This window comes from Pseudomonas sp. BJa3 (assembly GCF_026343815.1).
In the GTDB taxonomy this organism is placed as follows: domain Bacteria; phylum Pseudomonadota; class Gammaproteobacteria; order Pseudomonadales; family Pseudomonadaceae; genus Aquipseudomonas; species Aquipseudomonas soli.
Window position 1 is genome coordinate 13,601 of record NZ_JAOXMC010000001.1, and the last position, 19,507, is coordinate 33,107.

15 protein-coding genes are annotated in these 19,507 nt (G+C 64.7%); 5 read left to right on the forward strand and 10 right to left on the reverse strand.

What is annotated here, in order from left to right:
- Positions 1-34 precede the first annotated feature (34 nt).
- On the reverse strand, positions 35-1,393 hold the full coding sequence (locus OH705_RS00055; RefSeq protein ID WP_038707014.1) for a glutamine synthetase family protein: 1,359 nt from the start codon (positions 1,391-1,393) through the stop codon (positions 35-37).
- Positions 1,394-2,060: 667 nt separating this feature from the next.
- Here OH705_RS00055 and OH705_RS00060 point away from each other — a divergent pair.
- Positions 2,061-3,437: a glutamine synthetase family protein gene (locus OH705_RS00060; protein ID WP_038707015.1), complete on the forward strand. Its 1,377-nt coding sequence runs from the start codon at positions 2,061-2,063 to the stop codon at positions 3,435-3,437.
- A 45-nt stretch (positions 3,438-3,482) separates the two neighbouring features.
- Here OH705_RS00060 and argA read toward each other — a convergent pair whose 3' ends face one another.
- A complete protein-coding gene (gene argA, locus OH705_RS00065) occupies positions 3,483-4,781 on the reverse strand; it encodes an amino-acid N-acetyltransferase (RefSeq protein ID WP_038707016.1) in 1,299 nt (432 codons plus the stop codon).
- 108 nt (positions 4,782-4,889) lie between these two features.
- Positions 4,890-6,035 carry an acetylornithine deacetylase gene (gene argE, locus OH705_RS00070; protein WP_267300468.1) on the reverse strand — a complete coding sequence of 382 codons (1,146 nt, stop codon included), beginning with the start codon at positions 6,033-6,035 and terminating at the stop codon, positions 4,890-4,892.
- A gap of 138 nt (positions 6,036-6,173) precedes the next feature.
- Here argE and OH705_RS00075 point away from each other — a divergent pair, with 138 nt between their 5' ends.
- The gene (locus tag OH705_RS00075) at positions 6,174-7,553 is read left to right on the forward strand and encodes an inorganic triphosphatase (RefSeq protein WP_267300469.1); all 1,380 of its coding nucleotides are present in this window, start codon (positions 6,174-6,176) and stop codon (positions 7,551-7,553) included.
- 53 nt (positions 7,554-7,606) lie between these two features.
- On the opposite strand, the gene OH705_RS00080 is transcribed toward OH705_RS00075, so the two are convergent.
- Positions 7,607-8,077, reverse strand: a complete 471-nt coding sequence (locus OH705_RS00080; protein ID WP_023631494.1) for an Lrp/AsnC family transcriptional regulator — start codon at positions 8,075-8,077, stop codon at positions 7,607-7,609.
- Positions 8,078-8,202: 125 nt separating this feature from the next.
- Between OH705_RS00080 and OH705_RS00085 the strand changes: the two genes are divergently transcribed.
- The 3 genes from OH705_RS00085 (at position 8,203) to OH705_RS00095 (ending at position 10,692) form a co-directional block, all read left to right on the forward strand.
- On the forward strand, positions 8,203-8,529 hold the full coding sequence (locus OH705_RS00085) for a hypothetical protein (RefSeq protein ID WP_094010951.1): 327 nt from the start codon (positions 8,203-8,205) through the stop codon (positions 8,527-8,529).
- Between the two features lie 97 nt (positions 8,530-8,626).
- Complete coding sequence (locus OH705_RS00090; RefSeq protein WP_267300474.1) at positions 8,627-10,285, forward strand: GspE/PulE family protein; 1,659 nt, start codon at positions 8,627-8,629, stop codon at positions 10,283-10,285.
- A gap of 92 nt (positions 10,286-10,377) precedes the next feature.
- A complete protein-coding gene (locus OH705_RS00095) occupies positions 10,378-10,692 on the forward strand; it encodes a DUF2388 domain-containing protein (protein WP_023631628.1) in 315 nt (104 codons plus the stop codon).
- A gap of 58 nt (positions 10,693-10,750) precedes the next feature.
- On the opposite strand, the gene gcvP is transcribed toward OH705_RS00095, so the two are convergent.
- The 6 genes from gcvP to OH705_RS00125 all read right to left on the reverse strand — a co-directional run bounded on the left by gcvP (position 10,751) and on the right by OH705_RS00125 (position 19,506).
- Positions 10,751-13,624 (reverse strand): aminomethyl-transferring glycine dehydrogenase, encoded by a 2,874-nt coding sequence (gene gcvP / locus OH705_RS00100; protein WP_267300479.1) that lies wholly within the window; start codon positions 13,622-13,624, stop codon positions 10,751-10,753.
- 171 nt (positions 13,625-13,795) lie between these two features.
- Entirely contained in the window at positions 13,796-14,179 is a 384-nt protein-coding gene (gcvH, locus tag OH705_RS00105) for a glycine cleavage system protein GcvH (RefSeq protein WP_267300480.1), read from the reverse strand.
- Positions 14,180-14,227: 48 nt separating this feature from the next.
- The gene (gene gcvT / locus OH705_RS00110) at positions 14,228-15,310 is read right to left on the reverse strand and encodes a glycine cleavage system aminomethyltransferase GcvT (protein WP_267300481.1); all 1,083 of its coding nucleotides are present in this window, start codon (positions 15,308-15,310) and stop codon (positions 14,228-14,230) included.
- A 123-nt stretch (positions 15,311-15,433) separates the two neighbouring features.
- Positions 15,434-17,056: an ABC transporter permease gene (locus OH705_RS00115; protein WP_267300482.1), complete on the reverse strand. Its 1,623-nt coding sequence runs from the start codon at positions 17,054-17,056 to the stop codon at positions 15,434-15,436.
- Positions 17,057-17,170: 114 nt separating this feature from the next.
- On the reverse strand, positions 17,171-18,172 hold the full coding sequence (locus tag OH705_RS00120; protein WP_046853729.1) for an extracellular solute-binding protein: 1,002 nt from the start codon (positions 18,170-18,172) through the stop codon (positions 17,171-17,173).
- 116 nt (positions 18,173-18,288) lie between these two features.
- Positions 18,289-19,506 carry a 2-octaprenyl-3-methyl-6-methoxy-1,4-benzoquinol hydroxylase gene (locus OH705_RS00125; RefSeq protein ID WP_177182900.1) on the reverse strand — a complete coding sequence of 406 codons (1,218 nt, stop codon included), beginning with the start codon at positions 19,504-19,506 and terminating at the stop codon, positions 18,289-18,291.
- Position 19,507 lies beyond the last annotated feature (1 nt).

The window sequence follows — 19,507 nt, forward strand, 5'->3', positions numbered from 1 at the left end:
TCCGGTGGCCGCGCCCTGGCGGCCTCAGGGTTGATCACACAGCAAACAGCAGGAACTCTCGCTCCCAGGAGCTGATGACGCGCTTGAAGTTCTCGTGCTCGGCGCGCTTGGTGGCGACGTAGCCGGTGATGAATTTCTTGCCCAGGTACTGCTCCAGCGCACGGCTGATTTCCATGCGCTCGAGGGCGTCCTCGATGGTCAGCGGCAGGCGCAGGTTTCGGCGCTCGTAGCCGCGGCCCTGGACTGGCGCGCTGGCCTCGATGCCTTCGACCATGCCGATATAGCCGCACAGCAGGCTGGCGGCGATGGCCAGGTACGGGTTGGCGTCGGCGCCCGGCAGGCGGTTCTCGACCCGGCGGTTCTGCGGCCCGGCATCCGGTACGCGCAAGCCGACGGTGCGGTTCTCTTCGCCCCACTCGACGTTCACCGGCGCGGAGGTGTCCGGCAGGAAGCGGCGGAACGAGTTGACGTTGGGGGCGAACAGCGGCAGCGCCTCGGGGATGAACTTCTGCAGGCCGCCGATGTGATTGAGGAACAACTCGCTCATGCTGCCGTCGGCGTTGGAGAAGATGTTCTTGCCGGTGACGGCATCTACCACGCTCTGGTGCAGGTGCATGGCGCTGCCCGGCTCGCCGGTCATCGGCTTGGCCATGAAGGTGGCGGCCACGTTGTGCTTGAGCGCCGCCTCGCGCATGGTGCGTTTGAACACCAGGATCTGGTCGGCCAGGTGCAGGGCGTCACCATGACGGAAGTTGATTTCCATCTGCGCGGTGCCGTCCTCGTGGATCAGCGTGTCGAGGTCCAGCTGCTGCAGCTCGCACCAGTCGTAGACGTCCTCGAACAGTGGGTCGAATTCGTTGGCCGCCTCGATGGAGAACGACTGTCGGCCGGTTTCCGGGCGGCCGGAACGGCCCACCGGCGGCTGCAGCGGAAAGTCCGGGTCTTCGCTACGCTTGGTCAGGTAGAACTCCATCTCGGGGGCGACGATAGGCTGCCAGCCTTTGTCGGCGTAGAGTTTCAGGACCTTCTTCAGCACGTTGCGCGGCGACAGCTCGACCGGGTTGCCCTTCTTGTCGTAGGTGTCGTGGATCACCTGGGCGGTCGGCTCGATGGCCCATGGCACGAGAAACACCGCGTTCTCGTCGGGGCGGCAGATCATGTCGATATCGGCCGGGTCGAGCAGTTCGTAATAGATGTCATCGTCGACGTAATCGCCGGTCACGGTCTGCAGCAGCACGCTCTCGGGCAGGCGCATGCCCTTTTCGGCGATGAATTTGTTGGTGGGCGAGATCTTGCCGCGGGTGATACCGGTCAGGTCGCTGATCAGGCATTCCACTTCGGTGATCTTGTGCTCTTTCAACCAATCGGTGAGCTGGTCGAGGTTGTTACTCATAAATACCTCAGGAGGTAATGTGGCGCGGTTGGCGGCAACCGGCGGCCACTGACGCCAAGCGTCGGACAAAGTCGGCGCGCAGCGCGCCGAGGGGCCAGGACAGGCCCGCGCCTTGATTCTGGATGCTGTGCATGGCTAAAGCAAAAACCCTCGCGCAGGACGACAATGGATACACGCCATGGGCGCGCGTCCGGATAGAAAACGAAGGGCAGAAGGAAAGGAGGTGTTGCGCTAAAGCGTTACGAGGCATGGCTTTTTCAAGCGAACCGTCAATTATTGCGGCCAGCGCGGCGCCCCTTCGAAGCAGGCGTGCAGTGACCGGACGGCAACCGGGAGATGTACCTGAACGCACCGTGCATGCGGCGCTGGCAGGTCTCGACAGGCGGACCATGTGACCCTCGTATTATTGTGTTCTGGGTTGATGCCGAGCTTAGCCTCGTTCATTTTTTTACACAACTCCCCCGTAAAAAATAAAACACGCCCCGCTCGGGATAACCCTTCAAGTCGAAAATAGCGGATAATGGCACGCCCCGAGATGCAGCAAATCTGCCGTAGATGTGCCATTTAAGGGCATCAGGGTACTGGCTTGACTTAACCTGGTCTTTCCGATTGACTGGGGTTGCAAGCCCCCCTTGATTGATATTTTTAACAACAAAGGTGTTGCATCATGTCGGTACCCCCGCGTGCCGTTCAGCTTAACGAAGCGAACGCGTTCCTTAAGGAACATCCTGAGGTTCTCTACGTTGACCTTCTGATTGCAGATATGAATGGTGTGGTGCGCGGCAAGCGCATAGAGCGCACCAGCCTCCACAAGGTTTACGAGAAAGGCATCAACCTGCCGGCCTCCCTCTTCGCCCTGGATATCAACGGTTCAACCGTCGAAAGCACAGGCCTGGGCCTGGACATCGGCGATGCCGACCGTATCTGCTACCCGATCCCCGACACTCTCTGCAACGAGCCTTGGCAGAAGCGCCCGACCGCGCAGTTGCTGATGACCATGCACGAGATCGAAGGCGAGCCGTTCTTCGCAGACCCCCGTGAAGTACTGCGCCAGGTGGTGAGCAAGTTCACCGACCTGGGCCTGACCATCTGCGCCGCGTTCGAGCTGGAGTTCTACCTGATCGACCAGGAGAACGTGAACGGCCGCCCGCAGCCGCCACGCTCGCCGATTTCCGGCAAGCGCCCGCAGTCGACCCAGGTATACCTGATCGACGACCTCGACGAATACGCCGACTGCCTGCAGGACATCCTCGAAGGTGCGAAGGAGCAAGGCATTCCTGCCGACGCCATCGTCAAGGAAAGCGCCCCGGCGCAGTTCGAAGTCAACCTGCACCACGTCGCCGACCCGCTCAAGGCCTGTGACTATGCGGTGCTGCTCAAGCGCCTGATCAAGAACATCGCCTACGACCATGAAATGGACACCACCTTCATGGCCAAGCCCTACCCGGGCCAGGCAGGCAACGGCCTGCATGTACACATTTCCGTGCTGGACAAAGATGGCAACAACATCTTCACCAGCGAGGATCCCGAGCAGAACGCCGCGCTACGTCACGCTGTCGGCGGTGTGCTCGAGACCCTGCCCGCCTCGATGGCGTTCCTTTGCCCGAACGTCAACTCGTACCGCCGTTTCGGCGCGCAGTTCTATGTGCCGAACGCACCGAGCTGGGGCCTGGACAACCGTACCGTGGCGCTGCGCGTGCCGACCGGCTCGCCGGATGCCGTGCGCATCGAGCACCGCGTGGCCGGCGCCGACGCCAACCCGTACCTGATGATGGCTGCGGTACTGGCCGGCGTGCACCATGGCCTGACCAACAAGGTCGAACCGGGCGAGCCGATCGAAGGCAACTCGTACGAGCAGCTGGAGCAGAGCCTGCCGAACAACCTGCGCGATGCACTGCGCGAGCTGGACGACAGCGAGATCCTCAACAAGTACATCGATCCGAAGTACATCGACATCTTCGTCGCGTGCAAGGAAAGCGAGCTGGAGGAGTTCGAGCACTCGATCTCCGACCTCGAGTACAACTGGTACTTGCACACCGTGTAAACGAAAACGCCGCCCACAAGGGCGGCGTTTTTCATTGCCTCGGCATCAGAGCGGTTTCTCGAAGATCTTCGAATTACGCTGGTAGTTGTACAGCGAAGCCCGCGCCGCCGGCAGCCTTTCCACGCCACTGGGCGAGAAGCCGCGCTCACGGAACCAGTGTGCGGTCCGGGTCGTCAGCACGAACAAGGTATTGAGCCCCAGCGTGCGCGCCCGCTCCTCGATGCGCTCGAGCAGTTCGTCACCACGCCCGCCATGCCGGTACTCCGGGTTTACCGCCAGGCACGCCAGCTCCCCCGCCTCGGAATCGGCAATCGGGTAAAGCGCCGCGCAGGCGATGATCATGCCCTCGCGCTCGACCACGCTGAACTGTTCGATCTCCCGCTCCAGCACCTCCCGTGAACGGCGCACCAGGATGCCCTGCTCTTCCAGCGGGCTGATCAGCTCCAGCAGGCCGCCGACATCCTCGATGGTCGCCTCGCGCACCACCTCGAACTGCTCCTGGGACACCAGCGTGCCACCGCCCCCACGGGTGAACAGCTCGGTCAGCAGCGCGCCGTCCTCGGCATAACTGACTATATGACTGCGTGCCACACCGCCCTTGCAGGCCTCGGCGGCGGCATCCAGCAGCTCGGCCTGGTAGTCACTGCCCAGCCGCTGCAGGTGCGGCGCGATATGCTGCGGGCGCAGCTCGCGCACCAATTGCCCACGCTCGTCCAGCAGACCCGGCTCGGCCCCGAACAGCAGCAACTTGTCGGCGCCCAGCTCGATGGCGGCGCGGGTGGCCACATCCTCGCAGGCGAGGTTGAAGATCTCGCCGGTCGGCGAATAGCCCAGCGGCGACAGCAACACGATGGAACGTTCATCGAGCAGGCGATTGATGCCCTTGCGGTCGACGCGGCGCACTTCTCCGGTATGGTGATAGTCGACCCCTTCAAGCACCCCGATTGGCCGTGCCGTGACCAGGTTGCCGGAGGCCACCCGCAGGCGCGAGCCCTGCATGGGCGAGGCCGCCATGTCCATCGACAGGCGCGCTTCAATGGCCAGGCGCAGGGCGCCGACAGCGTCGATCACGCAGTCCAGCGTGGCCGCATCGGTGATGCGCATGCCATGGTGATAGTGCGGGGTCAGGCCGCGCGCGGCGAGGCGACTCTCGATCTGCGGACGTGAACCGTGGACCAGCACCAGGCGCACGCCCAGGCTGTGCAGCAGCACCAGATCGTGGACGATGTTGCCGAAGTTCGGGTGCTCGACGCCATCACCGGGGAGCATGACCACGAAAGTGCAATCGCGGTGGGCGTTGATGTAGGGAGAAGCATGGCGCAACCAGTTGACGTAATCGGGCATGACAAGGCCTGTGGATAAGTGAACGGAGAACGAAAAGGCGCACAACGTTCGAAAGTCATCGTCGGAACAGGCTTGCGGTCACGCGCGGTCTCCTCTGCTCAGGAAAGCTCAATGGTTCAGGCAATAGTGCCGGATCAGGTCACGCAATAGACGCACGGTAGGCTCGATACGTGACATTTCAAGGTACTCGCCGGGCTGATGGGCACAGGCGATGTCCCCGGGCCCCAGCACGATGGTCTGGCAACCGAGCTGCTGAAGATAAGGCGCTTCGGTACCAAAGGCCACTGCTTCGGCGCGATGGCCGGTCAGGCGCTCGGCCAGGCGCACCAGCTCGCTGTCGGCAGCCTGCTCGAACGGGGGCACTTCCGGGAACAGCGGCGCATAGTCGATACGCACTTCATGACGTTCGGCCAGCGGGGTGAGCTTGCCGCGGATCGCTGCGCGCAGCTGCTCCACATCCATGCCTGGCAACGGGCGCAGGTCGAACTCCAGGGCGCATTGACCACAGATGCGGTTGGGGTTGTCGCCGCCATGTATGCAGCCGAAGTTCAGGGTCGGGGCAGGCACCGTGAACTGGGGGTTGCGGTACTGCTCCTGCCAGCTGCGGCGCAGCGCCATCAGCTCACCCATCACCGCATGCATGGCCTCCAGGGAGCTGCGGCCCAGGTTCGGATCCGACGAATGGCCACTGCGCCCGAGAATGTCGATGCGGTCCATGAGGATGCCCTTGTGCATGCGGATCGGCTTGAGCCCGGTGGGCTCGCCGATCACCGCCGCCCGCCCGAGGGGCTGGCCGGCCTCGGCCAGGGCCCGGGCCCCGGACATCGAGCTTTCTTCATCGCAGGTGGCGAGGATCAGCAGAGGCTGCTTGAAATCGTGCTCGAGCAGCGGGATCACCGCCTCGATGACGAGGGCGAAGAAGCCCTTCATGTCGCAACTGCCCAGGCCGACCCAACGGCCATCGACTTCGGTGAGCCTGAGCGGGTCGCTGCTCCACAGTTGCGGGTCGAAGGGCACCGTGTCGCTGTGCCCGGCCAGCACCAGCCCGCCCGGGCCGGTGCCGCGGCTGGCCAGCAGGTTGAACTTGCCAGGGCTGACCTGTTGGATCTCGCAGGTGAAACCCAGGTCACCCAACCAGCCGGCCAGCAGGTCGATGACGGCTCGGTTGGACTGGTCCAGCGCAGCCTGTGTGCAACTGACCGAAGGTGCGGCGATCAGGGCGGCAAACTGGTCTTTCAGCGATGGCAACGGCATGCGCGGATTCCTCGGAGGCGTGAGGGGCATCATAACAATGCAAAAGACCCGCAAGGCAAGCGCGCGCCCACAAGCAAGGATTCAAGCCGCAAGTGCTGTAGACTGCCCAATCACGATGCCCCTCCTTCCGAGCCCGCGATGCACACAGAAACCGAACTCAAACTCCGCGCCAGTCGCGAGACCCTTGCCGCCCTGCGCGAGCACCCGCTGCTGAAAAAGCGCAACAAGTCCGGCTGGCAGACCCGCGAACTGCTCAACCAGTACTTCGACACCCCGGAGCGCGACCTGTCCGCCGCCCGTGTCGCCCTGCGCCTGCGCCGCGACGGCGAGGTCATCATCCAGACCCTCAAATGCCGCGGCCAGAGCGTGGCCGGCCTGTCCGAGCGCAACGAGTTCGAATGGCACCTGGACAAGGTCAAGCTCGACCTGAAGAAACTCGATGGCACCTGCTGGCCCGAGCAACTGGCCGGGCTGGACAAGAAGGCCATCAAACCGCTGTTCACCACCGATTTCACCCGCGAGTACGCCGAGATCGCCTGGGGCCGCGGCAAGGCCAAGGTAGTGATCGAAGCGGCCATCGACCAGGGCTTCGTGATCGCCGGCAAGCGCAAGGAAGAAATTTGCGAGCTGGAACTGGAACTGCGTGAAGGTGCCCCAGAGGCGCTGCTGGAACTGGCCGCCGAGCTGTCTGCCAGCCTCGCCCTGATGCCTTGCGACATCAGCAAGGCCGAGCGCGGCTACCGCCTGCTCGATCCGGACAGCTACGAGCTGGGCCTGCCGGTGACCGAGCTGCACGCCGAGATGCCGATGGACGACGCCTACGCCGCCCTGGCCTGGCAACTGCTGGGCAGCAGCCAGCGCCTGGCCGAGCAGTATCGCCACAATGGCCACTGGCGCCTGCTGCAGGACTGGGTTCGCTGTCTGGCCGAACTGCGCGCCCTAACCGCCAGCCTCGGCCAGGCGGCACCGCGCCCGACCACCCGCGCCCTGCGCGCCAGCCTCGATGCGTTGCTGGAAGACTGGCGCCCGCTGGTATTGGCCGGCAATGACGACGAGGACATCCGTCGCGCCGCCCCCGAGCAGTTCGCCGAAGAGCTGGAAGATCCGCGCTGGGGCCAGTTCTCCCTGGAGACCGCACGCTGGCTGACCGCCCGCGCCTGGGCCGTCGAGCGCAAGGGCCGTGGCGAGCGCCAGGGCAAGGCGCAGCTGGCCAGCTGGCTGCAGCACTTGCTGGGCGAGGAAGCCCGCGCCCTGAAGCTGCCGCTGTATGTGCAGCGTCCAGAGGACCTGGCCGAGCAACTGCCGCGCATCGAGACCGTGCAGACCTGGCTGCACCACGCCCGCCAGGTGCTCGACCTGCCACAGCAGGACCGCCTCTACGGCGAGCTGAACAAGCTGCACGAGCTGGCTGAACTGCCGCTACTGGAGGAAGACAAGGGCGAACTGCTCGAAGCCCGCATCGAGCAGGCTCGCGCCATCGAGCAGAACCGCGCCTGGAAGCACCTGCTCAAGGCCTGAGTGGCCGCCCGCTCCTGCACTCGTGGGAGCGGGCTTGCCCCGCGATTGGCTCTTCAGGGCCTCAGCGGCAGGCTCGTGGTCGACTTGATCTCCGACAACGCCACGATCGAGTTGACTTCCTGAATACCCGGCACGTTCGACAGCTTTTCGAAGAAGAACCGCTCGTAAGCCTCGATATCCGAGGTGACGATACGCAGCAAGAAGTCCACCGCCCCCATCAGCACATAACATTCCAGCACTTCGGGAAAACCGCGGATCGCCTCGGTGAACTCGGCGAAGTTCGAACGGCCATGGGCGTTGAGCTTCACTTCGGCGAAGATCTGCGTGTTCAGCCCTACCTTCTTGCGGTCCAGCAGCGTCACCTGGCCGCGAATCACCCCCTCCTCTCTCAGGCGCTGAATGCGCCGCCAGCAAGGTGACTGCGACAGGCCCACACGCTCGGCAATCTGCGCGCTGGACAGCGAGGCGTCGTCTTGCAGCAGTTCAAGAATGCGCCGGTCATAAGCGTCCAATTCGCCAAGCATTATTAATTCTCCAATTTGCATTTTTGCGAATTAAAAAATTCGCAGTAGCGCGATATTGGCGAATCATAGCGAAAAAATGCCCCGTCTGACGTGCAAGAATTTCTCCACTTTCGCGGAGACCCAGCATGAACGCACTCGAACGGCCCCTCAACTTGCCCCGCCTCGACGCCTGGGCCGCCAACACTGTCCACTGCACTGTGCACTACCGCCTGCAGGCCGACGCCGAGCCGGACAGCCTGTGTCGCGTGCTCAACCTGTTCGCCCTGCAGTTCCTCACCCCGCACAGCGTCAACGTGAGCCAGTGCGACGATCTGCTGGACGTGGCGATCGGCGTCGGCGGCCTGAGCTGGCACCGAGCCGAAGTGATCGCGCAGAAACTGCGCAACCTGGTCTGCGTTAGCGAAGTGTGCCTGGCGAACCTGCCACAGCTTGCGGAGGTCGCCCGCCGTTGAAACCGGCAGGCAATGTCCGGAAACCCTTTGCACCGACGCCGTGCGTCCTGCACGACTAGCCTTGCCCAAGCCTCTGAAGCCCGGCAAGGACGCTTGCATGCTCGCCAACGACCACCTTGATCTCGACCTCAATCGCCTGCTGGACGCCTTGCTGGCGGAGCAGCGGATCGCCCCCGAAGCCGCGCTCGCGGCTCTCGAGCGCGCCAAGGCCCACCCTGGCGAACATCCCCTGGAGCTGATCGCCGCCATCGGCCACCCGCTGGGGCTGGATGCCCTGTGCCGTTGGTTGGCAGACCGGGTTGACCAGCCATTTCTGGCAATCGACCCCTTGCAGGTCGACCTGGTGCGCGTGGCCGGGTTGATGTCCGCCGCCTTCGCCCAGCGCCATGGCATCCTCGCCGTGGCCGTGGATGAACACAGTGTCACGGTGGCCAGCGCCCAGCCTTATCAACGCGAATGGGAGGCAGACCTGAGCCGCAGCCTGGGCAAGGCAGTGCGCCGGGTGCTGGCCAGTCCGCGACAGCTGCGCCAGCTGCGCCCGACCTTCCTGGGCCTGGCCCACTCCGTGCGCGGCGCAGGCCTTGGCCAGTTGCCCCGCCTCGGCGAGCTGGAGCAACTGCTCGAACTAGGTGCCAGGCAAACCCAGGCCAGCGCGGACGATGCCCATATCGTGCACATCGTCGACTGGATGCTGCAGTACGCCATTGAGCAGCGCGCCAGCGATATCCACCTGGAGCCCCGCCGTGAACAAGGCCATCTGCGCCTGCGCATCGATGGCCTGCTGCACGCGGTGTATGCCTTCCCGGCCAGCGTCACCCTGGCAATGGTCAGCCGGCTGAAGCACCTGGGCCGCATGAACGTCGCCGAGAAGCGCCGGCCACAGGACGGCCGCCTGAAAACCCGCCTGCCCAGCGGCGCCGAGGTGGAGCTGCGCCTGTCCACCCTGCCCACCCCGTTCGGCGAGAAGCTGGTGCTGCGCCTGTCCGACCCTCAACAATTGCACGACAGCCTCGAAACCCTGGGCCTGGAGGGCGCGTTGCTGGAGCAGTGGCTGGCCTTGCTGCAACAACGTCAGGGCATCCTGCTGGTGACGGGGCCGACCGGCTCGGGCAAGACCAGCACCCTGTACGCCAGCCTCCGGCACCTGGCCAGCCCCCAGGTCAACCTGTGCAGCATCGAGGACCCGATCGAGCGCCTTGAACCGATGATCAACCAGTTGCAGGTCCAACCCAGCCTGGAGCTGGACTTCGCCAGCGGTGCCCGCGCCCTGCTTCGCCAGGACCCGGACATCATCATGATCGGCGAAATCCGCGACCGGGAAACCGCCCAGGTGGCCTTGCAGGCGGCCCTCACCGGGCATCTGGTGTTGTCGACCCTGCATACCCAGGACGCCTGCGGCGCGATCACCCGCCTGCTGGAGCTGGGTGTCGCCGACTACTTGATCAGGGCGACTCTGCTCGGGGTCATGGCCCAGCGCCTGGTGCGCACGCTATGTCGCGCATGTCTGGAGCTTCGCCCGCAGGATCGCCAGGCCTGCCGGCAATGCAGGGGCACGGGTTTCCATGGGCGTACCGGGCTGTTCGAACTGCTCCAGGTCAGCACCGCGTTGCGCGAACGGATCACCCCCGCCAGCGACCTCGCAGCCCTGCGGCAACAGGCCAAGGTAGACGGGCTGCGTGACCTTCGACGGCACGGTGGGGAGCGGGTCGCCCAGGGCAGAACCTGTACCGAAGAGGTCCTGCGGGTCTGTGGATAACCAAGAAATCTCCTTTGTAGCCGGGAACTTGGGGCCATGGGCAACGATCAAATCGGCATCTCAACCGCCCTCATACACCGAGGTGATTCATCATGCGTCTCAAAACAGCCATCGCAGCCACCGTCCTGTTCTCGCTGCCCCTTGGCTCCGCCATGGCCGACACGTTCTGGCGCAATATCATCTCCTCCGGTGCGACCACCGCCTCGACCTACCTGACCTTCAAGGACCACAAGCTGATCGTCGCCGCCCAGGACGACGCCGGCAGCTTCGTTGCCAGTGAGGGCGCCATTCGCGGGCCGTTCCTGGAAGCAGCGATCCGCCAGGTGCGCGCGGACAATCCGGGCGTGCAGGCCAGTGACATGGAACTGGCCAACGCGATCCTGGCCAAGAACGCCGTGGCCGAGTAAGTCCATTCCTGCAGTGGAGGTGGATCGCTAGCTCAACCAGTGGAGGTGGATCGCTAGCTCAACGATACGCCTCCACCGGCACGCACGCGCAGAACAGATTCCTGTCCCCATACACATTGTCGACCCGGTTCACCGCCGGCCAGTACTTGTGCTGGCGGGCGTGAGCGCTGGGGGCGATGCCCTGCTCGAGACTGTATGGCCGGCTCCACGGCGCCAGTACATCGGCCAGGGTATGCGGCGCGTGCCTGAGCGGGTTGTCCTCGGCCGGCCAGTTGCCTTCCTCGACTTCGGCAATCTCCGCCCTGATCGCCAGCATCGCTTCGACGAAACGGTCCAGCTCGGCCTTCGACTCGCTCTCGGTGGGCTCGACCATCAACGTGCCCGGTACCGGGAACGACATGGTCGGGGCATGGAAGCCATAGTCCATCAGGCGCTTGGCCACGTCCTCCTCGGTAATGCCGGTCAACGCCTTGAGCGGGCGCAGATCGAAGATGCATTCATGGGCCACGCGCTGGTTGCGCCCGCGATACAACACCGGGAAGGCATCGCGCAGCTGGCTGGCCAGGTAGTTGGCGGACAGGATCGCCACCTCGCTGGCATCGGCCAGCTGCGGCCCCATCATGGCGATGTACATCCAGCTGATCGGCAGGATGCTGGCGCTGCCCCACGGCGCCGCGCTCACCGCGCTGTTGTTCGGGTCCAGCCCCGGCACCGGCACCACCGGGTGGCTGGCCACGAACGGCTTGAGGTGTGCCCGGATGCCAATGGGCCCCATGCCCGGGCCACCGCCGCCATGGGGGATGCAGAAGGTCTTGTGCAGGTTCATGTGCGAGACATCGGCACCGATGTCCGCCGGCCGCGTCAGCCCCACCTGGGCATTGAGGTTGGCGCCGTCCATGTAAACCTGCCCGCCAAGCTGGTGCACCACCTCGCAGATCTCGCGGATGCCCTCTTCGTACACCCCATGGGTAGATGGGTAGGTCACCATCAGGCATGACAGCCGCTCGCCGGCATGGCGCGCCTTGGCCTTGAGATCATCGAGGTCAACGTTGCCATCCTCGTCGCACTCGACGATCACCACTTCCATGCCGGCCATCTGCGCCGACGCCGGGTTGGTGCCATGGGCCGAGGACGGGATCAGGCAGATCGTGCGCCCGGCCTGGTGGCGGCTCTGGTGATAACGAGTGATCGCCATCAGCCCGGCGTACTCGCCCTGGGCGCCCGAGTTGGGCTGCATGCAGATCGCATCGAAGCCGGTGATGGCACACAACCAGGCTTCGAGCTCATCGATCATCGCCTTGTATCCTTGCACCTGCGCCGCCGGGGCGAACGGATGCGGCTGGGCGAATTCAGGCCAGGTGATGGGGATCATCTCGCTGGTGGCATTGAGCTTCATGGTGCACGAGCCCAGCGGGATCATCGACTGGTTGAGTGCCAGGTCCTTGTTCTCCAGCTGCTTGAGATAGCGCAGCATCTCGGTCTCGCTGTGGTGCAGGTTGAACACCGGGTGCTGCAGGATCGGTGTGCGCCGCACCAGCGCGCCGGGGATGCCTTCGGGCAGGGCCTGCTGGTCGAGGGCGGCAATGTCCAGGCCGTGGTCGACGCCAAGAAAGATATCGAACAGCTTCAGCACCGTGGCTTCGTCGCAGGTCTCGTCCAGGCTCAGCCCCAGGTGCCCGCGACCGAGAATGCGCAGGTTGACGCGGGCGTCCTCGGCGCTTTCGATGATCGCCGCCTGGGTGCCGCCGACGTCCAGCGTCAGGGTGTCGAAGAAATGCTGGTTGAGGCGCTTGATGCCTTTGGCTTCGAGGCCGGCGGCGAGGATGGACGTCAGCCGATGCACGCGCTGGGCGATGCGCTGCAAGCCCTCGGGGCCATGGTAGACGGCGTAGAAGCCGGCGATGTTGGCCAGCAGCACCTGGGCCGTGCAGATGTTGGAGTTGGCCTTCTCGCGACGAATGTGCTGCTCGCGGGTCTGCAGGGCCATGCGCAGCGCGGTGTTGCCACGGGCATCACGTGATACGCCGATGATGCGCCCGGGCATGGCGCGCTTGTAGTCGTCGCGGCAGGCGAAGTAGGCCGCGTGCGGCCCGCCATAGCCCATGGGCACGCCAAAGCGCTGGGTCGAGCCGAGCACCACGTCGGCACCCAGTTCGCCGGGCGGCGTCAGCACCACCAGGCTGAGGATGTCGGCGGCGACGCAGGCCAGGGCCTGCTGGCCATGCAGCTGGTCGATCAGCGGGCGCAGGTCGCGCACCTCGCCGTGGGTATCGGGGTATTGCAACAGCGCGCCGAACACTTGGTGCCGGCCCAGGTTATCCACCGAATCGACGATCAGCTCGAAGCCGAACCCCTCGGCGCGGGTCTTGAGCACCGACAGGGTTTGCGGGTGGCAGTGCTCGTCGGCGAAGAAGGCGTTGCTCTTGCTGCGCGCCACGCGCTTGGCCAGGGCCATCGCCTCGGCCGCGGCGGTGGCCTCGTCTAGCAGCGAGGCATTGGCCAGGGGCAGGCCGGCAAGGTCGATGACCATTTGCTGGAAGTTCAGCAGCGCCTCCAGCCGGCCTTGGGCGATCTCCGGTTGGTAGGGCGTGTAGGCGGTGTACCAGCCAGGGTTCTCCAGCACGTTGCGCAGGATGACCGTGGGGGTGATGGTGGCGTGGTAGCCCATGCCGATCAGGCTGGTCCACAGCTGGTTCTGCGCAGCGTAGCCCGCGAGTTTGGCCAGTGCGGCCTGCTCATCGAGGGCCGACGGCAGGTCGAGTGGGCGATTGAAGCGGATGCCCGGCGGCACCGTCTGCTCGATCAGTTCACTGCGGCTGGCGACGCCGAGGGCGTCGAGCATAGCCTGCTGCTCCTGGGCATCGGGCCCCAGGTGGCGACGCAGGAAAGGGTTGGACTCTTGCAGTTGGCTCAGCGATGGCGACTGGGACATGGCGACGATCTCTTCCTGGACCAGCTCTCATGGAGACTTACAAGTCTAGGAAGGATTGCCGAATGTGCGGGGATTATTGCGTTTGCCGTGCAGCCCTTATCGCGGGGCAAGCCCGCTCCCACAAGGAACACACTATGGGAACGGGCATGCCCCGCGATGAGGGCGGCCCTGTTACTCGCCGATCAGCGCTTCATAGCCTGCTGCATCCAGCAGCTTGTCCAGCTCGGACTTGTCGCTCGGCTTCAGCTTGAAGATCCACGACTCGTAAGGCTCTTCGTTGAGCAGCTCCGGGCTGTCGGCCAGTTCTTCGTTGACCGCGATGACTTCACCACCCACCGGCGCATAGATATCCGAGGCGGCCTTGACCGACTCGACCACGCCAGCTGCGTCGCCGGCGGCGAACACCTTGCCGACTTCGGCCAGCTCGACGAACACCACGTCGCCCAGTGCTTGCTGGGCGTGGTCACTGATGCCCACGGTCACCGTGCCATCGGCTTCCAGGCGAGCCCACTCGTGGCTTTCGGCAAAACGCAGGTCGGCGGGGATTTGGCTCATTGTCTTGTATTCCTCGTAATGGGTCAGCGGACGGCCCGCCGTTAATGTTCAGATCAGGATCTTGCCATGGCGCACGAAGGTCGGCTTTACCACTCGCACCGGGTACCACTTGCCGCGGATTTCCACCTCGGCTCGGTCACCGGTGGCCATGGGCACGCGGGCCAAGGCAATGGATTTGCTCAGCGTAGGCGAGAAACTACCACTGGTGATCTCCCCTTCGCCAATCCCGGATACACGGACCACCTGATGCGCGCGCAATACGCCACGCTCCTCAAGCACCAGACCGACCAGTTTTTCCTTCACGCCCTGTTCGATTTCAGCGAGCAAGCCACTGCGGCCGATAAATTCGCGCCCGACCGGCTCCCAAGCGACGCTCCAGCCCAGGTTGGAGGTCAAAGGAGTATGGGCTTCATCGATATCCTGGCCATACAGGTTCATGCCGGCTTCCAGGCGCAGCGTATCGCGGGCGCCCAGGCCGCTCGGGGCGATACCGGCGCCGACCAGGTCGTTGTAGAACGCGGGGGCCTGTTCGCCCGGAAGAATGATTTCCAGCCCGTCTTCCCCGGTATAGCCGGTGCGAGCGATGAACCAGTCACCGTCGGCGAGGCCTTCGAAGGGGCGCAGCTCGCGGATCAGCGCGGCCCGCGAGGCGCTGAGCAGGGCAGCGACCTTTTCTCGGGCGTGAGGCCCCTGGATGGCGAGAATGGCCAGTTCAGGCCGTGCCTTGAAATTCACCTTGAAGCCTTCGCTGCGGGCCTCCAGCCAGGCCAGCACCTTGTCGCGGGTGGCGGCATTGGCCACCAGGCGATAACCGTCTTCGGTGCGGTAGGCGATGAGATCGTCAATGACCCCGCCCTCGGCATTGAGCAGCGGGCTGTAGAGGGCCTTGCCGGGGCTTTCCAGGCGCGTCACGTCGTTGGCCAGCAGGTGTTGCAGCCAGGGCGTGGCGGCGCAGCCATCGATATCGATGACCGTCATGTGGGAAACATCGAACACCCCGCAGTCACTGCGCACCTGGTGGTGCTCCTCGACTTGCGAGCCGTAGTGCAGGGGCATGTCCCATCCGCCGAAATCGACCGTCTTGGCGCCGAGCGCCAGGTGCAGGTCATACAGAGGCGTACGCTGTCCCATGGGTTTCTCCTTCCGGGCGTGGCGAGGCGGCGGCGGTCGGCGATTTTCAATCATCACCTGTTCTTGTAGACCCGTCGCTGCGAATGCCGCGCATTGTAGCCGCAAGGGAGCCGCATGACACCTTCAGCGCGGATGCCCCGGACGATGGGCCGAGCGGCGGATCAGGCCGATCACCGGCAGCAGGCCGACCAGTACCAGGGTCAACGCTGGCAGCGAAGCACGCGCCCATTCGCCCTCGCTGGTCATCTCGAACACGCGCACGGCCAGGGTATCCCAGCCGAACGGGCGCATCAGCAAAGTCGCCGGCATCTCCTTGAGTACATCGACGAACACCAGCAGGGCGGCACTGAGGGCGCCGGGCACCAGCAACGGCAGATACACCTTGAAAAACAATCCTGGGCCAGCGACCCCGAGGCTGCGCGACGCTTCCGGAAGCGATGGGCGGATCCGCTCCAGGCTGCTCTCCAGCGGACCATAGGCCACGGCGATGAACCGCACCAGATAGGCGAGCAACAATGCCGATAAGCTTCCCAGCAACAACGGCTTGCCCACCCCGCCAAACCACTGGGACAGCGGCACTACCAGCTGGTTGTCCAGGTAGCTGAACGCCAGCATGATCGACACGGCCAGCACCGAGCCGGGCAAGGCGTAACCCAAGTTGGCCAATCCAACCCCGGCGCGGATACCGGCAGTCGGGGCCTGCCGCCTGGCGAACGCCAGAAGCATGGCCACGCTGACCGTGATCAGCGCCGCCATGGCCCCCAGGTACAGGGTGTGCATGACCAGGCCTAGATAGCGCTCGTCGAGGTCGTGCCGCCCGCGCTGCCAGAACCACGCCAGCAACTGCAGCATCGGAATGACGAAGGCACAGGCGAACACCAGCAGGCACCAGCCACTGGCAGCCAACGCCTTGATCCCCCGCAAGTGATAAAGCGCCTGCGCCCTCGGGCGTTCGTTGCCACTGCGGCTGGCGCCTCGGGCCCGGCGCTCGCCATACAGCACCAGCATCACCGCCAGCAGCAGCAGGCTGGCGAGTTGCGCCGCGCTGGAGAGGCTGAAGAAGCCGTACCAGGTCTTGTAGATGGCTGTGGTAAAGGTGTCGAAATTGAATACTGCCACCGCGCCGAAATCGGCCAGGGTCTCCATCAGTGCCAGGGCGATGCCGGCGCCGATGGCCGGCCGCGCCATGGGCAAGGCCACCCGCCAGAAGGCCTGCAGCGGTGACAGCCCCAACACCCGCGCCGCCTCCATCAAGCCCTTGCCCTGGGCCAGGAAGGCCGTGCGCGCCAGCAGGTAGACGTAGGGGTAGAACACCAGCACCAATACCGTGATCACACCACCGGTGGAGCGCACCCTGGGCAGGCGCATGGGCCCGAACACCTCGCGCAGCGCGGTCTGCACGGGGCCTGCAAAATCGAGCAGGCCGACGAAGACGAAAGCCAGCACATAGGCCGGGATGGCGAACGGCAGCATCAGCGCCCAATCCAGCCAACGCCGGCCAGGGAATTCGCAGAGGCTGGTGAGCCACGCCAGGCTAACCCCCAGCACGCTCACGCCGATACCCACGCCCAGCACCAGGGTCAGGGTATTGCCCAGCAGGCGGCTCATCTGGGTGTCGAGCAGGTGCGACCAGATCTGGGTGTCGACCGACTGCCATGACAACAGCAAGACACTGAGCGGCAGCAAGACCAGGGCAGCGACCAGGAAGACCGGCAGGTACCAGCGGCGTTGGGGATAATGGGGCAAATCGAAAATCTCGATGGCTGTGCGATAGCATCGCGGGGCAAGCCAGCTCCCACGTCCGCATGGTTCGTGGGAGCGGGCTTGCCCCGCGATCGGTTCTCAAGGATAAGGCGGTACTCAGTTCCAGCCAGCCCGATCCATCAAGCGAATGGCTTCGGCCTGGCGCTTGCCAGCGACTTCCACCGGAATGCTGTCGGCCTTGAAGCTACCCCAGGCCGCCACTTCCGCCGATGGTTTCACCTTCGGGTTGGCCGGGAACTCCTGGTTGATGTCGGCAAACAGCTTCTGCGCCTCTTCGCCGGTCATCCACTCCACCAGTTTCTTTGCCGCTTCGGGATGCGGCGCATGCTTGGTCAGGCCGATGCCCGACAGGTTGACGTGCACACCGCGGTCACCCTGGTTGGGCCAGAACAGCTTCACCGGCAGATCAGGCTTTTCCTTGTGCAGGCGCCCGTAGTAATAGGTGTTGACGATGCCCACGTCGCACTGGCCGGCGGCAATGGCCTGAAGCACTGCGGTGTCGTCGGAGAACACGTCGGTGGAGAGGTTGTTGACCCAGCCCTTGATCAGCTTCTCGGTCTCGGCCTCGCCGTGGTTCTCGATCAGGGTGGCGGTCAGCGACTGGTTATAGACCTTCTTCGCCGTGCGCAGGCACAGGCGGCCTTCCCAGTGCTTGTCGGCCAAGGCCTCGTAGGTGGTCAGCTCGGCGGGTTTGACCCGGTCGGTGGAGTAGGCGATGGTCCGTGCGCGCAGGCTCAGACCAGTCCAGTCGTGGGACGAGGCGCGGTATTGCGGCGGAATGTTCTGGTCGATGGTGGCCGACTTGATCGGTTGCAGGATGCCCATCTGCTCGGCTTGCCAGAGGTTGCCGGCATCGACGGTGAGCAGCAGGTCGGCCACGCCGTTCTCGCCCTCGGCCTTGATGCGCTGCATCAAGGGGGCTTCCTTGTCGGTGATGAACTTGATCTTGACGCCGGTCTTGGCGGTGTAGGCATCGAACACCGGCTTGATCAGCTCGTCGATGCGCGAGGAGTACACCACCACTTCTTCCGCCGCCTGGGCGGTGCCGCCGAACAGAGTGAGGGCCAGGGCGGCCAGTAGGGGCTTGCGGGGCAACATCGGGGGTACTCCTCGCTGGGTTGAGAGGTGCAAATGGTAGTGAATCCCATTTTCCTACTCATCTGCTTAGCCGTTACCGGATGTTGCAAGGGGCTGCTGCGCAGCCCCAGCAACCTTCAGGCCTTGGCCAAATCCGGCAGGTCCCCGGACAACCCCAATGCCTGGCGCACGAACAGCGCCTTGGCCTCCGGCATCTGCTCCACCAACTTCAACCCACTATTGCGCAACCAGCGCAGCGGCAACGGGTTGGCCTGGAACAACCGCTCGAAGCCCTCCATCGCCGCCATCAGCGCCAGGTTGTGCGGCATGCGCCGCCGTTCGAAGCGGCTCAGCACCTTCACATCGGCCAGGCGCTCGCCGCGCTCGCTGGCACGTACCAGCTCTTCGGCCAGCACGGCGGCATCGAGGAAGCCCAGGTTGACCCCCTGCCCCGCCAGCGGATGGATGGTGTGGGCGGCATCGCCGATCAGCGCCAACCCTTCATCGACATAACGCTTGGCGTGGCGCTGGCGCAGCGGCACGCAGACCCGCGGATCAGCCTCGAGCACGTCACCCAGACGGCCTTCGAAGGCACGCTCAAGCGCCTTGCGGAACGCCGTATCGTCCAGCGCCATGGCCTGCTCGGCCTGCTCCGGCGTGGTCGACCAGACGATCGAGCACCAGTCCTGGCGGCCATCACGCGACAGCGGCAGGAACGCCAGCGGGCCTTCGTCGGTGAAGCGTTGCCAGGCCGTGGCGCGGTGCGCCTCACTGCAACGCACACTGGTGACGATGGCGTGATGCAGGTAATCCCATTCACGGGTCTGGCAACCGGCCAGGCGACGTACAGCCGAATTGGCGCCGTCAGCGGCGACCACCAGCGGCGCGCGCAGCTTGCGACCATCGGCCAAGGTCACCAACCATTCGTCACCGGAGCGGCGCAACTGTTCCAGGCGGGCATTGGCCAGCAGCCCGACATCGCTGTCGTGCAGGCGCTCCAGCAGGCCGTCCTGGACCACACGGTTCTCGACGATATGCCCCAGCACCTCGGCATGCACGCTGGCCGCGGAAAAATGAATCTCGCCGGTGCCGCTGCCATCCCACACGTGCATGTCCGAGTACGGCGAGACACGGCGCCGGGCGATGCCCTCCCAGGCCCCCAGGCGCTCGAGAATGCGCTGGCTGGCCGCCGACAGGGCACTGACCCTTGGTTCGAAAGGCGCCTCGCCGTCAAACGGCTTGACCGACAACGGCCCACCGTCGAGCAGAAGCACCTCCAGGCCACTGTGGCGCAAGGCCAGGGCCAGGGCGCTGCCGACCATGCCGGCACCGACAATCAACAGATCTGCGCGCATT